Source organism: Pseudomonas sp. 05T35, from assembly GCF_056396605.1.
Genome location: NZ_JBFTLU010000194.1, coordinates 1 through 16,104, shown reverse-complemented (window position 1 = coordinate 16,104; position 16,104 = coordinate 1). Strand labels below are relative to the sequence as shown.

General features: G+C 60.7%; 11 protein-coding genes and 2 pseudogenes. 2 read left to right on the top strand and 11 right to left on the bottom strand.

Annotated features, from left to right (window positions below):
* The 6 genes and pseudogenes from AC1DH9_RS16125 to glyA all read right to left on the bottom strand — a co-directional run.
* On the bottom strand, nucleotides 1-649 hold a 649-nt coding region (locus tag AC1DH9_RS16125; protein WP_477808411.1), incomplete at its 3' end, for a formyltetrahydrofolate deformylase.
* Nucleotides 650-798: 149 nt separating this feature from the next.
* Nucleotides 799-1,431, bottom strand: coding sequence for a sarcosine oxidase subunit gamma (locus AC1DH9_RS16120; RefSeq protein WP_427545890.1), 633 nt, complete (start codon nucleotides 1,429-1,431; stop codon nucleotides 799-801).
* Between the two features lie 166 nt (nucleotides 1,432-1,597).
* Nucleotides 1,598-4,454, bottom strand: a pseudogene (locus tag AC1DH9_RS16115) (sarcosine oxidase subunit alpha family protein).
* Complete coding sequence (locus AC1DH9_RS16110) at nucleotides 4,451-4,780, bottom strand: sarcosine oxidase subunit delta (protein ID WP_427545894.1); 330 nt, start codon at nucleotides 4,778-4,780, stop codon at nucleotides 4,451-4,453. Before AC1DH9_RS16110 ends, AC1DH9_RS16115 begins: the two are co-directional and overlap by 4 nt.
* A gap of 14 nt (nucleotides 4,781-4,794) precedes the next feature.
* Entirely contained in the window at nucleotides 4,795-6,045 is a 1,251-nt protein-coding gene (locus AC1DH9_RS16105; protein WP_019693993.1) for a sarcosine oxidase subunit beta, read from the bottom strand.
* A 23-nt stretch (nucleotides 6,046-6,068) separates the two neighbouring features.
* Nucleotides 6,069-7,322: a serine hydroxymethyltransferase gene (glyA, locus tag AC1DH9_RS16100; protein ID WP_103315868.1), complete on the bottom strand. Its 1,254-nt coding sequence runs from the start codon at nucleotides 7,320-7,322 to the stop codon at nucleotides 6,069-6,071.
* A gap of 320 nt (nucleotides 7,323-7,642) precedes the next feature.
* Between glyA and AC1DH9_RS16095 the strand changes: the two are divergent.
* A pseudogene (locus AC1DH9_RS16095) lies at nucleotides 7,643-8,439 on the top strand (threonine aldolase family protein).
* A gap of 259 nt (nucleotides 8,440-8,698) precedes the next feature.
* On the opposite strand, the gene gbcB reads toward AC1DH9_RS16095, so the two are convergent.
* Nucleotides 8,699-9,799, bottom strand: a complete 1,101-nt coding sequence (gene gbcB / locus AC1DH9_RS16090) for a glycine-betaine demethylase subunit GbcB (RefSeq protein WP_427545898.1) — start codon at nucleotides 9,797-9,799, stop codon at nucleotides 8,699-8,701.
* A gap of 282 nt (nucleotides 9,800-10,081) precedes the next feature.
* Between gbcB and gbcA the strand changes: the two genes are divergently transcribed.
* Nucleotides 10,082-11,377 (top strand): glycine-betaine demethylase subunit GbcA, encoded by a 1,296-nt coding sequence (gene gbcA / locus AC1DH9_RS16085; protein WP_427545900.1) that lies wholly within the window; start codon nucleotides 10,082-10,084, stop codon nucleotides 11,375-11,377.
* An 852-nt stretch (nucleotides 11,378-12,229) separates the two neighbouring features.
* On the opposite strand, the gene AC1DH9_RS16080 is transcribed toward gbcA, so the two are convergent.
* From AC1DH9_RS16080 to dgcB, 4 genes are all read right to left on the bottom strand, one after another.
* Nucleotides 12,230-12,796, bottom strand: coding sequence for an N-acetyltransferase family protein (locus AC1DH9_RS16080; RefSeq protein ID WP_477808410.1), 567 nt, complete (start codon nucleotides 12,794-12,796; stop codon nucleotides 12,230-12,232).
* A 21-nt stretch (nucleotides 12,797-12,817) separates the two neighbouring features.
* Complete coding sequence (gene etfB / locus AC1DH9_RS16075) at nucleotides 12,818-13,588, bottom strand: electron transfer flavoprotein subunit beta (RefSeq protein WP_145014360.1); 771 nt, start codon at nucleotides 13,586-13,588, stop codon at nucleotides 12,818-12,820.
* 15 nt (nucleotides 13,589-13,603) lie between these two features.
* Nucleotides 13,604-14,824: an electron transfer flavoprotein subunit alpha gene (gene etfA / locus AC1DH9_RS16070; RefSeq protein WP_054594378.1), complete on the bottom strand. Its 1,221-nt coding sequence runs from the start codon at nucleotides 14,822-14,824 to the stop codon at nucleotides 13,604-13,606.
* A partial coding sequence (gene dgcB, locus AC1DH9_RS16065) for a dimethylglycine demethylation protein DgcB (RefSeq protein WP_477808409.1) occupies nucleotides 14,824-16,104 on the bottom strand: 1,281 nt, incomplete at its 5' end. The genes dgcB and etfA, both read right to left, overlap by 1 nt.

Below are 16,104 nucleotides of genomic sequence, written 5' to 3'. Positions count from 1 at the left end.
GTTTCACACCCTTGTTGTACGCCTGGTGATACGGCTTGGCGCCTTTGAAACCGGGCAGCAACGAGTGGTGAATGTTGATCGCCTTACCGTCGAGCTTGCGGCACAGCTCTGGCGACAGCACTTGCATGTAGCGCGCAAGCACCACCAGCTCTGCACCGGACTCTTCGATCACCTGCCAGACCTGCCGCTCTTGCGAGGGCTTGTCGTTGGGGTCGAGCGGGAAGTGGTAATAGGGAATTCCATGCCAGTCGGCCAGCGGCTTGAGGTCCGGGTGGTTGGACACCACCGCGACCACATCCATCGCCAGTTGGCCGATGCGCTGGCGATAGAGCAAATCGTTGAGGCAGTGATCAGCCTTGGAGACCATGATCACCACTTTCGGCCGATGGTGCGGCGGGGTCAGTTCGAACACCATGCTGAAGGCATCGGTCCGTTCGGCCAGGCCTGTGCGGAACGTCTGTTCGTCGAAGGCGTCGGGCTGACGGAACTCCACGCGAATGAAGAAGCGGCCGGAAAGCCGATCATCGAAAGAGTGGTGCTCGGTGACGTAGCAACCCTGTTCGAACAGAAAGCGGGTCACCGCATCCACCGTACCCAGGACGCTTGGGCAATGGGCAGTCAAAATCCATGTGTCTGGGGCGCGGCTCATAGTGCGGTGACTCCTTTGTGGCGAGGGAGCTTGCTCCCGTCGGCTGCGTAGCAGTCGTAAATCTACGGATTCGGTCTCACTGGCGGAATGCTATAGATGGCATTGGGGCTGCTGCGCAGCCCAGCGGGAGCAAGCTCCCTCGCCACAGATCAGGCCTGAACGCTAAGGCCATACTCGGCAGCCGCATCCTGCAACCACAGCCACCAGTAATCCGAGAAACTGCGACGGATCAGCAGTTCCCAGGTGTCTACAGCGGTATGGCGGATCACCAGTTGCGACTTGGCGAACACCGTGCCCACGGCTTTGCCTACCGGGAAGTTGTTCGGGTGCACGTCGTAGCTGGTGGACTTCATCAGCACTTCGCGGACTTTCGGGCCGCTCAGTTCAAGAATCTGTTGGCCACCGCTGACGTTGACGATGGCGATATGCAGATCGCCCAGTGCTTCGCGCAGTTTTTTCTCGGCGGCGAATTCTTCACCGCTCGGCACGATCAGCAGCCACTCGTCCGGGCCCATCCATTGCAGGCTGGTTTCGCCTTTGGCGACCACGGTCAGCGCGACCGGCAGCTCAAGGCCCAGGGCCTTGTGCACGCCAGCGGCGAATGCCGGATTGTGGCCATCGCCACGAATGGTCAGGTGACCCAGGAGTTTTTTCTCACGCACGGTGACACCGGCGTTTTTACGGCCCTTGCCCACCAGGCTTTGCAGGCCCGCGTGGTGCAGCGACGACTCGGCCTTTGCCCCAGTGGTTGGGCGCTGTTGGTAAACGTTGGCTGTGGTCATAAAGCACCTGTCTTGAATTCTGTTGGTTCCGGCCCTGGTGGTGGCAACTCTGCCGCCATCGCGAGCAGGCTCGCTCCCACAAGGGTTACGCGATCTCCTGTGGGAGCGAGCCTGCTCGCGATGCAGTCAACGCGGTGCAGCTGCCACCCCACAGGATTCGAGGCCACTAGATGTTCTGGCGATCGCCTTTCGGATCGAAGAACACCGAAGAAACGATTTCCGCTTCGATCACGCTGCCGTCGGCCAACGGCGCGAACACGCGCTCGCCGATGCGCTTCAAGCCGCCTTTGACCACACCCATGGCAAACGAGTAGCCAAGGGAGTTGTGGGCGTAGCTGGAGGTCACGTGACCGACCATGCTCATCGGGATCGTTTGCTTGGTGTTGAACACCAGTTGCGCACCTTCCGGCAGCCATTTGGTCGGGTCGATCGGCTTGAGGCCGACCAACTGTTTGCGCTGATCACGCACACAGTCTTCACGGTAGGTTGTACTTCTTGCCAGCCTCGACGATTTTTTCCAGGACGCCCATCGCGTAGTCGGCCTGCACGTTGACTTCGTACGACAGCTCACCGGTAAACGAAATCCGGAACACCCGCGCCGGAACGCCACCGACCAAACCTTCTTTCCAGGTCATGAACGGGAAGCCGTCCCGGTCCAGATCGATGTCGGTCACTTCGCTGAGCAGCTTGCGGCTGTTCGGCCCGGACAGGGTCATGGTCGCCCAGTGGTCGGTAACCGAGGTGAAGTACACCTTCAGGTCTGGCCATTCGGTCTGGTGGTAGATTTCCAGCCATTGCAGCACGCGTGCAGCGCCGCCGGTGGTGGTGGTCATCACGAAATGGTTGTCGGCGAGGCATGCAGTAACGCCGTCGTCGAAGACCATCCCGTCTTCTTTACACATCAGGCCGTAGCGAGCCTTGCCCACGTCGAGCTTGGTCCAGGCGTTGGTGTAGACGCGGTTGRGGAACTCACGCGCATCCGGGCCTTGAATGTCGATCTTGCCGAGTGTCGAGGCATCCAGCAGGCCAACGCTTTCACGCACGGCCAAGCATTCGCGCTTGACGGCGGCATGCAGGTCTTCACCGTTTTTCGGGAAGTACCAAGGACGTTTCCACTGACCGACGTCTTCAAACTCGGCACCGTTCTTCACGTGCCAGGCGTGCAGTGCGGTGTAACGCACTGGCTCGAAGATGTGCCCACAGTGACGACCGGCTACCGCACCGAAAGTCACCGGCGTGTAGTTCGGGCGGAACATGGTGGTGCCCATCTGCGGGATGGTCACGTTCAGCGAACGGGCGGCGATGGCCAGACCGTTGACGTTGCCAAGCTTGCCCTGGTCAGTACCGAAGCCCAGTGCGGTGTAACGTTTTACGTGCTCGACCGACTCGAAGCCCTCGCGGGTCGCCAGCTCGATGGCGGCCGCGGTGACGTCGTTCTGCAGGTCGACGAATTGCTTCGGCGCACGTGCGGTAGCCTTTTCATGCGGCACCTGGAACAGCGCCAGAGTCGGTTCTTCCACACGGCTCAGGGCTTTTGGCAGGACGCCTTCGACCGCTTTGAAGCCGGCTTCGCTGGCCGCGCGCACGCCGCCTTCAAAACCGTCGGCCAGGGAATCGCCGAGGCTGTAGACGCCATTGATGCCGCCCACGCAGACGCGTTTTTGCGGTGCTTCACCCGGGATGAAACCGAGGATGTCTTCACGCCAGATCGGTTTGCCACCCAAGTGCGACGCCAGGTGAACCACCGGGCTGTAGCCGCCGGAACTGGCAACCAGATCGCATTCAAGCCACTCGCCAGGGCTGGTGACGGTGTGCGCCTTGACGTCGATCGCGGCAACACGAGCAGCGGTGACGCGCTTGCTGCCGCGTGCTTCGATGACGGCACTGCCGGTCAGGATACGGATGCCTTTGGCGCGCGCTTCTTCTACCAGCGCACCGCGAGGATTGCTCCGTGCATCAGCGATGGCCACCACTTGCAGGCTGGCGTCGAGCCAGTCCAGCGCCACGCGGTAGGCGTGATCGTTGTTGGTCGACAGCACCAGTTTTTTGCCTGGAGCTACGCCGTAACGGCGCACATAAGTCGAGACGGCACCGGCGAGCATGTTGCCCGGCACATCGTTGTTGCCATAGACCAGCGGACGCTCGTGAGCACCGGTCGCCAGCACCACGCGCTTGGCGCGAACCCGGTGGATACGCTGACGAACCTGGCCAATCGGTGCGCGGTCGCCGAGGTGATCGGTGAGGCGCTCGTGGATGGTCAGGAAGTTGTGGTCGTGGTAACCGTTGACAGTCGCACGAGGCAACACCAACACGTCAGGGGTGTTTTTGAGCTCGGCAATGACACTGGCGACCCACTCGGTGGCGGGTTTGCCGTCGAGGCTTTCACGGGAGTCGAGCAGGCTGCCGCCAAACTCTTCCTGCTCATCGGCCAGAATCACTCGGGCGCCGCTGCGCGCAGCCGCCAGGGCAGCCGCCAGGCCGGCCGGGCCACCGCCAACGATCAGCACGTCGCAGTGCTGGTTCATGTAGTCGTAGGTGTCCGGATCGTTTTCGGTCGGCGAACGCCCCAAACCTGCGGCCTTACGAATGTACTTCTCGTAGGTCATCCAGAACGATTGCGGGTACATGAAGGTTTTGTAGTAGAAGCCCGGTGGCATCAGCTTGCCGCCGACCTTGCCGAGAATCCCCATCATGTCGTTGTTCACGCTCGGCCAGCCGTTGGTGCTGGTGGCGACGAGCCCCTGGTACAGCGCCTGTTGAGTGGCGCGCACGTTAGGAATTTGCGTGGCTTCGGTAGCACCGATCTGCAGCACCGCGTTCGGCTCTTCAGCGCCTGCGGCGAAGATCCCGCGAGGACGCGAATACTTGAAGCTGCGACCGATGATGTCGACGCCGTTGGCCAGCAATGCAGCGGCCAGGGAGTCGCCTTCAAAGCCCTTGTAAACCTGACCGTTGAAGGTGAAGCTCAGGACTTTGTTGCGGTCGATCCGTCCACCGTTGGACAGGCGATTGATCTGGCTCATACCTTCGCTCCCAGAGCCTGCGCGGCCGCTTTCGGACTTTCAGTCTTGTCGGTGAACTGCGGCTTGGTGCCGATCTTGTAGGTTTCGAGAATCTCGTAGGTCACGGTGTCACGGGTGACGTTGAAATACTGACGGCAACCGGCAACGTGATCCCACAGCTCGTGGTGCAACCCGCGAGGGTTGTCACGGAAGAACATGTAGTCGCCCCACTCCTCGTCGGTGCAGGCGTTCGGGTCCAGTGGGCGCGGGATGTGCGCCTGGCCGGATGCATGGAATTCCTCTTCGGAGCGCAGTTCGCCGCAGTGAGGACAGAAGATGTGCAACATAGGGATTTCTCCTGTTAGTGGGCGACCGCAGCAGCGCCGTGTTCATCGATCAACGCACCGCTGTGGAAGCGGTCGATGGAGAAAGGTGCAGCCAATGGGTGCATTTCACCCTTGGCAAGGCTGGCGGCAAACACGTTGCCCGAGCCTGGAGTCGCTTTGAAACCACCGGTGCCCCAACCGCAGTTGAAGAACATGTTCGGTACCGGCGTTTTCGAGATGATCGGGCAGGCGTCCGGCGTGGTGTCGACGATGCCGCCCCACTGGCGGTTCATGCGTACGCGGGACAATACCGGGAACATCTCGACGATGGCCTGGATGGTGTGCTCGATCACCGGGTACGAACCGCGCTGGCCGTAGCCGTTGTAGCCGTCGATACCGGCACCGATTACCAGGTCGCCCTTGTCGGACTGGCTGATGTAACCGTGTACGGCGTTGGACATGATCACGCTGTCGATAATCGGCTTGATCGGCTCGGACACCAGCGCTTGCAGCGGGTGGGATTCGATCGGCAGACGGAAACCGGCCAGTTTGGCCATGTGCCCGGAGTTACCCGCGGTGACGACACCGACGCGCTTGGCGCCGATGAAGCCCTTGTTGGTTTCAACACCGATGCACACACCGTTTTCCTTGCGGAAACCGATCACTTCGGTCTGCTGGATCAGGTCCACGCCCAAGGCATCGGCCGCACGGGCAAAGCCCCAGGCCACGGCATCGTGACGGGCCACGCCGCCGCGACGCTGGACGGTAGCGCCCATCACCGGGTAGCGAGTGTTTTTCGAGCAGTCGAGGTACGGAATCTCGTCAGCCACTTGCTGAGCGGTGAGCAGTTCGCCATCGACGCCGTTGAGGCGGTTGGCGCTGACCCGACGCTCGGAATCACGAATGTCCTGCAGGGTGTGGCACAGGTTGTAGACGCCACGCTGGGAGAACATCACGTTGTAGTTCAGGTCCTGGGACAGACCTTCCCAGAGTTTCATCGCGTGTTCGTACAGGTGGGCCGACTCGTCCCACAGGTAGTTGGAACGCACGATGGTGGTGTTGCGCGCGGTGTTACCGCCGCCCAGCCAGCCCTTCTCGACCACGGCCACGTTAGTGATGCCGTGTTCTTTGGCCAGGTAGTAGGCGGTCGCCAGACCATGCCCGCCGCCGCCGACGATAACCACGTCGTAGACTTTTTTCGGAGTCGGCGTGCGCCACATCCGCTGCCAGTTTTCGTGGTGGCTGAGGGAGTGTTTGAAGAGGCCGAAGCCTGAGTAGCGTTGCATAGTCATTTGCTCCAAAACCGCGCTCAGCGATAAACCGGGAAGTCCGCGCACACAGCTGCCACATGCTTGGCAACATTGGCCTCGACATCGGCGTCGCCGAGGTTGTCGAGGATGTCGCAGATCCAGCCGGCCAGTTCAACGCACTGGGTAACTTTAAAGCCGCGAGTGGTGACCGCCGGGGTGCCGATACGCAGGCCCGAGGTGACGAACGGCGATTGTGGATCGTTCGGTACGGCGTTCTTGTTCACGGTGATGTGGGCACGACCCAAAGCGGCGTCGGCTTCCTTACCGGTCAGGCCCTGACGGATCAGGCTCACCAGGAACAGGTGGTTATCAGTACCGCCGGACACTACATCGTAGCCACGTTTGATGAAAACGCTGGCCATTGCCTGTGCGTTGTCGATCACTTGTTGCTGGTAAGCCTTGAAACCAGGCTCCAACGCTTCCTTGAAGCACACCGCCTTACCGGCGATCACGTGCATCAGCGGGCCGCCCTGGGCACCGGGGAAGACAGCCGCGTTGAGCTTTTTCTCGATTTCTTCGTTGGCCTTGGCCAGGATCAGGCCGCCACGCGGACCGCGCAGGGTCTTGTGGGTGGTGGTGGTCACCACGTCGGCATACGGCAGCGGGTTCGGGTACAGGCCGGCAGCGACCAGACCGGCAACGTGCGCCATGTCGACGAACAGCAGCGCACCCACCTTGTCGGCGATCTGACGGAAACGTGGGAAGTCCAGAGTCTTGGAGTAAGCCGAGAAGCCGGCGACGATCATCTTCGGCTTGCATTCGACGGCCAGACGCTCGACTTCGTCGTAGTCGATCAGGCCGGTTTTGGTGTCGATGCCGTACTGCACGGCGTTGTACAGCTTACCCGAGGACGACACCTTGGCGCCGTGGGTCAGGTGACCGCCATGCGCCAGGCTCATGCCGAGAATGGTGTCGCCGGCTTGCAGCAGGGCCAGGTAAACGGCGCTGTTGGCCGACGAGCCGGAGTGCGGCTGGACGTTGGCGTAATCAGCACCGAACAGCAGCTTGGCGCGTTCGATGGCCAGCGCTTCGACCTTGTCGACGTGCTCGCAGCCGCCGTAGTAGCGCTTGCCCGGATAACCTTCGGCGTATTTGTTGGTCAGGCCACTGCCTTGCGCTTCCATGACGCGTTTGCTGGTGTAGTTCTCTGACGCGATCAGCTCGATGTGATCTTCCTGGCGCAGCTCTTCGGCATTCATCGCCGCCAGCAGTGCATCGTCGTAACCCTTGATCTGGTCTTGCTTGCTGAACATCGCGTCTCTCCCAGCGGCGGCTTGTGCGCCTTTCGTCTCGGTGAGGCACGTACCTTGCGGCAGTGCCCTTTGGAAGCGATGGTATGACCGGCGCAGACAGGTCAAATGCCTATGGACGCCACGCAAAGGTGCGTTTACGACATGACCCGGGATCAAGGGGAAAATGCTGAAGGATCATGCGGCGAGCAGGTGTTTCAAGGTTTGCAGTAGACACGCGCATAATCTCCCAAGCTGTTTGCATTTTTCCTACAGAAACAGGGCGTGTGCTCCCCTGCCAATCTTGGGTACAGTGCGCACCATCATCGACCACGGAGCCGGCCATGACCGACAAGAGCCAACAATTCGCCAGCGACAACTATTCCGGTATCTGCCCGGAAGCCTGGGCCGCCATGGAACAGGCCAATCAAGGCCACCAACGCGCTTATGGCGACGATGAGTGGACGGCACGCGCCTCGGACGATTTCCGCAAATTGTTCGAAACCGACTGCGAAGTGTTCTTCGCCTTCAACGGCACCGCTGCCAACTCCCTGGCGCTGTCGTCGCTGTGCCAGAGCTACCATAGCGTGATCTGCTCGGAAACCGCCCACGTCGAAACCGACGAATGCGGCGCGCCGGAATTCTTCTCCAACGGATCCAAGCTGCTGATCGCACGTACTGAAAACGGCAAGCTGACCCCGGAATCGATCCGCGAAATCGCCCTCAAGCGCCAGGACATCCACTACCCGAAACCGCGTGTCGTAACCCTGACCCAGGCCACCGAAGTCGGCAGCATCTACACCCCGGAAGAAATCCGCGCCATCAGCGCCACCTGCAAGGAACTGGGCCTGAACCTGCACATGGACGGTGCGCGCTTCTCCAACGCCTGCGCGTTCCTCGGTTGCACGCCTGCGGACCTGACCTGGAAAGCCGGCGTTGAGTTGAACTGATGTTCCCGGTGCAAGCCAACGGCGTGTTTCTGCAACTCTCGGAATCGGCCGTTGCAGCACTGACCGCCAGGAGCTGGCGTTTCTACACCTTCATCGGCAAGGGYGGCGCACGCTTCATGTGCTCGTGGGATACCGAGGTAGAACGCGTACGGGAATTGGCGGCGGATATTCGGGAAGTGATGAGCGCCTGACTGGACTGAGGCGCTTGATAGGGTTGTGGAGTATCAGCTGAATCCCCCCCTCACCCTAGCCCTCTCCCCAGGGGGTAGAGGGAACTGATCGGGCTGTGCACTTTCGAGATACTGCGACCTGAGATGTCGAGTCGAACTCAGGTTTGAAAAGCGTGAAGATCTGCTCCCTTTCCCCTCTCCCCACTGGGGCGGTCCGACGTTTCGGGAGGGCTGGGGCGAGGGGGGGCTCTTGAAGTTGCCCCCCCCGTCTAACTTCACATCAGAACTCGATCCGCACATCCCCTTTCGGCACGCTGCAGCACGACAGGATGTAACCCTCGGCTTCGTCTTCTTCGGTGATCCCGCCGTTGTGCTCCATCTCGACCTCCCCGCCCAGCTTCATCACCTTGCACGTTCCGCAGATCCCCATCCCGCAGGCTTTCGGAATCAGCAGGCCAAGTTTGGCGGCGGCGGCGTGTACGGTTTCACCTGGCGCCACGCGGATGCTTTTGCCGGACGCGGTAAATTCAACCTGATGCAGGTCAGCGGCGTCGATTGCCGGCGCGTCAGCAGCTTGTTCGGCATGTTCCACGGCATCGGCGCGGGCTTCGGGCGGCGTGGCACCGAAGGACTCCTCGTGATAGCGCTTCATGTCGAAGCCAGCGGCCTCCAGCAGGCGCTTGACCGCGTTCATGTACGGCGTCGGGCCGCAGCAGAACACTTCGCGATCAAGGAAGTCCGGCGCCATCAGCTCGAGCATTTTGTGGTTCAGGTAACCGCGATAACCAGCCCACGGCTCACCCATGCCATGCTTCTCGCAGATCAGGTGCAGGCTGAAGTTGTCGATCCGCGACGCCATGTGCTCCAGCTCGCGGTGATAGATGATGTCTTTTGGTGAGCGGGCACTGTGGATAAACACCATATCGACATTGCCGTTGGTGTCGTAGAACCAGCGAGCCATGGACATTACCGGGGTGATCCCGACGCCGCCGCTGAGATAGAGCACTTTCGGTGCGGTGAAATCCATCGCGTTGAACAGCCCGACCGGCCCGTGCACCGCCAGCTCCTGGCCTTCGTGCAGAGTGTCGTGCAGCCAGTTGGAAACCTTGCCGCCCGGTACGCGCTTGATGGTTACCGAAAAGCTGTAAGGCACCGACGGCGAACTGGAAATGGTGTACGAGCGCATGATCGGTACGCCCTCGATCTCCAGTTCCAGGGTGACGAACTGCCCCGGTTTGAAGAAGAACATGATCGGCTGGTCGGCCATGAAGCAGAAGGTCCGCACGTCCCAGGTTTCCTGGATGACTTTGACGCAACGGACAATGTGCCGGCCATTGGCCCAGGTCTGGGTGGTTACCGGGTTCAGGAAACTATTGGACATGCTGATCTCCACGGTCGACTGTCGACCTCATGTTGCCGATTCTGCTCAAGGTGTGCAGTGGCCACTTACCTATCTACGACATTCACGTACTTATCGCGACCAGCCCACAACCACCGGGGGTTGAGCGTCGGGAACAGATTGGGCCATGTCGCCCATGGATAAGGTTCCAGCCTGCGCCGGCCCCACACTCGCTTCAACAGATAAACGCTGTTTTCTGCCTTGCGTTGCACAAACCGTAGCCACTATTCGCCGGCCACACAGATGGCCATGAGGACTTAAACGATGGACGTCACCACTACCTTGAGCTTGGGCGATCCACTGGAACCCGCACGCAAGGCCACCGCGCAGATGCTGCATGAGCGCGAGCGTACATTTTCGCTGCCACAGCCGTTCTACTCTGATGAGCGGTTGTTCGATATCGACATGCAGGAGATCTTCCAGAAAGAGTGGTTGATCGCCGGCATGACCTGCGAAATCCCGACCAAGGGCAACTTCCTGACCCTGCAGATCGGCAAGAACCCGATCATTGTGATTCGCGGCGCAGAAGGCGTGGTCCATGCCTTCCATAACGTCTGCCGTCACCGTGGCTCGCGTCTGTGCACCAGCGAAAAAGGCAAAGTCGCCAAGCTGGTCTGCCATTACCACCAGTGGACCTACGAACTCGACGGGCGCCTGCTGTTCGCCGGCTCCGAGATGGGCGACGACTTCGACATGAAGCAGTACGGCCTGAAACCGGTCAACGTGAAGACCGCTGGCGGCTACATCTTCGTCAGCCTCGCGGAAAACCCGCCGGCCATCGATGACTTCCTGTCGACACTGAGCCATTACATGGAACCGTACGACATGGAAAACACCAAGGTGGCGGTGCAAACCACCCTGGTAGAACAGGCCAACTGGAAACTGGTGCTGGAAAACAACCGCGAGTGCTACCACTGCAACGCGTCGCACCCGGCACTGCTGAAAACCCTGCTGGAATGGGACGACGTCACCGACCCGCGTGCCGACCAGGCGTTCAAGGACCACGTAGCCGCTTCTGCCGCTGCCTGGGAAGCCGAGAAGATTCCTTACGCACACGCCAGCTTCGGCCTGCGTAACCGCATCGTGCGTATGCCGCTGCTCAAGGGCACCGTGTCGATGACCCTCGACGGTAAGCAAGCCTGCAAGAAACTCATGGGCCGGATCCAGAACCCGGACCTGGGCTCCATGCGCATCCTGCACCTGCCGCACTCGTGGAACCACTGCATGGGCGATCACATCATTGTGTTCACCGTGTGGCCGATCAGCGCGCAGGAAACCATGGTCACCACCAAATGGCTGGTGCACAAGGACGCTGTCGAAGGCGTGGATTACGACGTCGAGCGCATGCGTGAAGTCTGGGATGCGACCAACAACGAAGACCGTCGCCTGGCCGAAGAGAACCAACGCGGGATCAACTCCACGGCGTACCAGCCAGGCCCGTACTCCAAGACTTACGAGTTCGGCGTGGTGAACTTCGTGGATTGGTACAGCGAGCGCCTGTTGAACAACCTGGGTGCAGAACCTGCGCCTTACCTCAAAGGCGTGCCGGTTCACGGTTAAGATCCAAAAGCATCGCGAGCAGGCTCGCTCCCACAGGGGATTGGTGGTGTTCACAAATGCTGCGAACACCATCATTCAATGTGGGAGCGAGCCTGCTCGCGATAGCGTCCTACCTGTCACTACATCCCGCCCCTGAATACACACCCCCTGGTCTTTAGAACTGTACGAAATATGATCTATCGCGTTCCAGCCTATATGGAACGTGGCGTACAGCCTTCCGCGAACAAGTTATCCACACCTCCACCCACAGCTAATGGGGACAACTGTGGAAAGGCCGGAAGTTTTCTCCACAGAAACTGAAGAAAATCCGTGACTTATTCAATTGATCGGTTTTCGACAGCCACTGCCTATTTTTTGATCAAAACCCTGTAAGCCACGTTTTTCATGGCCCACAGAGGATCGCAAACACCTTATCCACAGAAGCGCCAACAGACTTTGGGGGCAACTGTGCAAACTATTCAGTGCGCTGTGGAAAACCACGTCCAGGCTGCATATTTCGTGGGTTTGAACAGTCAGCGGAGGGTAAAACCCAGCATTTGGTCATTTATTAACCAGAAGCTTGAAAGCCACGACCTGTATGGCTTACAGCGGACAGCAAACATCTTATCCACAGAAGCGCCAACAGAGATTGGGGGCAAGTCGTGAGCTACACACGCCCTTATCCACTGAAAAAAGCTCGAAAAAACGCGGGGTTAGGCTGGTTGTTTTTCGTACAAGGGCTTGCAGGGCTTGAGATGCGTGGGGTGCAGCGAGGGGTGAACATGTTATCCACAGAAGCGCTAACAGGGATTGTGGGTAAATACATCACCCCTGTGGGAGCAGGTTTGCTCCCACAGGAACTTGGTTGATGCCTTAAGGCCGATACATCAAATAGGCTTCACCCGTGACCCGAATCATCGGATGGGGTGTGATCTGGCAGGTATCGACGACACGGARGCCATGTCGCTCGTAAAACCGACGGGCACCGGTGTTCGACGCATAATCGATCAGGCTCAAGCCGTTGAGCCCCAACTGGTTGGCACGGTCGTAAGCGTAGGCGAGGAATTGTTGGCCCAAGCCCTGATTGCGCCAGCCCTCGTGAAGCGCCAAGCTCGATATATAGAGGGTGTCGGGGATTTCCAGATTGGCATATGGCGCCAGGACTGGATCAGTGACGGGAGCGGCCAGCGGATCGTGACGCATCACATAGCTGTGCAGCATGCCAATGACCTTGCCCTCTGCCTGCGCGATCAGGCAGTTCTGATAGGAGAAATCCACATCTTCGCGGGCGTAGCGACTGGCACCGACATCCAGCAGGTCCTGGCCGGGCTCCGCCAGCTGGCTCCAGATGTAATCCGCGGCGCCTTCCGATGAAATCTGAAACAGGCGAGCAATCTCCCGCGCATCCGTGCGCAGGGCCGAACGAAATTCAACTGCCATTTACCGGGCTCCACAGGACCGTTAGCGAACCACGCCTTCTTCAATCAGCAACTTGAGAATTGCCTCAGCCCCAGCCTCGGCACTCAAGCCCTTGAGCACTTGCCCACCGCCGCCGCTGGCCTTGGCCGTTGCGGCTTTCATCCGGTCGGCGCCGCTCTTGGCCTTGATCACTTTCAGGCGTTTTGGCCGTGGCTTGGCCGGTTGCAACGTTGCAACCGCGAGCAATTCATCGTTGATAATTTCAACGTCTTCGGCGTGCAACACCCCACGTCGAGCCGGGCCGAAGGCACTTTGCCGGGGCTTGGGCGCGGCGTTATCCACCGTGGCGAGAAACGGCAGGCGCACCTTCAAGCGTCGACGCTGGCCACGGGGCAAGGCTTGCAGCACCAGGGCCGAACTGCCGTCGATGGATTCGACCTGCGCCAGCCCGACCACCAGCGGCCAGCCCAGGCTTTCCGCCAGCAGGAACGGCAACATGCCCGAGCCTTCACCGGTTTCCGCCTGACTGCCGGTCAGCACGACCTGCGCCCCGGCATCGCGCAAATAAGCGCTCAACGCTGGCAGCGCATCGGCGCCTTGGGGCTGCTCGAGCACCAGCAGCTGTTCCAGGCCCATGCCCAGGTAAGCCCGCAGCGCAGGTTCCTCGACATCACCAGCGTGCAGCACTTGCAGGTTATCCCCAGCCAACTGCAGACCGAGTTCAACCGCCCGCGCATCCTGCTCGGCGCGGCGTGGCCGGCCCGAGGTCGGGTGGGCGCCGATCGACACCAGGCTGATTACATGAGTACTCATAACCCTTTCCTTCTCTTAAGCCGCATCGCGCTTGGCGTCGTTGCGGTAAGCCTCTACCGCCGCGATCAAGGCCTGAAGAATTTCTGCGCTTTCACCTATCACCGACAGGTCGGCACGTTTGATCATGTCGCAGCCAGGATCGAGGTTGATCGCCACCACCTTGTCGCAGGCACCGATGCCTTGCAGGTGCTGGATCGCCCCGGAAATCCCCACCGCCACGTAGACCCGCGCCGTGACCCAGGTGCCGCTGGCGCCGACCTGACGGTCGCGGGCCATGAAACCGTCGTCCACGGCCACCCGCGATGCGCCTTCGGTCGCGCCCAACGCCGCCGCCGTCCTGTGGAAAAGATTCCAGTCCTTGACCCCGTTGCCGCCCGAGAAGATGAACTCGGCTTCGGCCATGGGGATGGCGGCCGGGTCGACCGCTACCGCGCCCAGGTCCTCGATCCGCGACAGACTGCGCGCAACCGTTGTGGATAACTCCACCGGCAACGCTTCATGACGGGTTTCGCTGACCGGCTCGGCACATTCCACCGCCGCCAGAATCAACCGTGCGACAGGGCGCGCCAAGTCTTGCAGACCGGCACCGGCGCGGCCGATGCACTCCTGATCCTTGACCTGCCAGACCCGCGTGGCCGGGCGTTCACCGAGTGCCGCGGCAAAGCGCCGCCCCAGCTCACCGCCACCGGTGCGGCTGTCCGGCAGTAACCAGTGACGAGGACTGAACTGGTTATCCACAGCCCGCAGGCCCTGGACCCGCTGTTCCGGTGCATAACCCTCGAATTCTTCGCCATCGAGCACCAACAGGCGGTCGACGCCCGCGGTGGCGAAGGCGCTTTCCTTGTGTTCGCCAAAGACCACCGCCAACACGGCACCGTCCTTGCCGGCCAATTGATGGGCCAGGCCCAGCAGGTCGCGGTCGTGGCTGCTCAAACGGCCGCCGACCATGTCCGGCACCACGCTGATATAGAACGCAGGCGTCGCCACCTGATGCAGCGGCAATTGCACTTCAACGGCGGCCGTACGCTTGGTCGCCCCGCCTTGCTGGGCACCACTGCGGTCGATCCGCTTGATGCCATTGGGGCCGATGAAACCAATGCCGTGAGGATTCTTGCGAATGATCCCGTTGGGGCCCATCCAGCTGTGTTCCACCGGTTGCATGGCGGCATGCAGCGGATGCAGACGGTTGCGGGCGATCCATTCAGCACGCGGATCGCGGCGGATAATGTCGCTCATCAGTGGGCCTCCGCGGGTTGACGTTTAATCGGTGCCGGTGACTTGCTGGGCGCCGCATCTTCAAGCAGCGCGTCGGCCACCAGTTCGGCAATGTCCTTGATCAGCGGTCGTGGTTCGACCACGCCTTCGAGCATCGCCGTGCACTGTGGGCAACCCACGGCCACCAGCTCGGCACCGGTTTCGCGAATGTCGTCCATGCGCATGTCGGGGATCCGTTGCTTGCCCGGGATGTCAGTGATCGGCGCACCGCCGCCACCGCCACAGCAGCGCGAACGGAAACCGGAACGTTGCATTTCCTTGACCTCGATCCCCAGCGCACGCAGTACCTGGCGCGGTGCCTCGTATTCGCCGTTGTAGCGGCCGAGGTAGCACGGGTCGTGGTAGGTCACGCTGTCGCCTTTGTGCTGACCCAGATTGAGCGCGCCAGCGTCGATGATTTCCGCCATGTAGGTGCTGTGGTGCTGCACCAGGTAGTTGCCATCAAAGGCGCCGTATTCATTCTTCAGCACGTGGAAGCTGTGCGGATCGCAGGTAACGATGCGATTGAAGCTGTATTTGGCCAGGGTCTGGATGTTGCGTTTGGCCAACAGCTGGAAGGTCGCTTCGTCGCCCAGACGGCGAGCCACGTCGCCGCTGTCACGCTCTTCAAGACCGAGCACGGCAAAGTCGACTTTCGCGGCTTTCAGCACTTTGACGAAGGCGCGCAAGGTGCGCTGGTTGCGCATATCGAATGCACCGTCGCCAACCCAGAACAGCACGTCGGTGGATTTCTTCTCGCTGAGCAGTGTCAGGTTCAGGTCCGCCGCCCAGTTCATCCGCCCACCCGGCGCGAAACCGCCTGGGTTGTCGGTGGCAATCAGGTTTTCCAGGACTTCGGCACCCTTGTTCGGGGTCGCGCCTTTTTCCAGGGTCAGATGGCGACGCATGTCGACGATGGCGTCAACGTGCTCGATCATCATCGGGCATTCTTCAACGCAGGCACGGCAAGTGGTGCAAGACCACAGGGTTTCAGCGTCCACCAGACCGTTGACGATCGGTTGATGCGGATTACCGGCGTGCTCGCCAATCGGCTTGCCTGGGTACGGACTGCCAGCGAACTTGGCGTCAGTGCCGCCGGCCAGGCCGACGACCATGTCCTGAATCAGTTTTTTCGGGTTCAGCGGCTGGCCAGCGGCAAACGCCGGGCACGCCGCTTCGCATTTACCGCACTGCACGCAGGCGTCGAAGCCGAGCAGTTGGTTCCAGGTAAAATCCTTGGGCTTTTCCACGCCCAAGGGGGC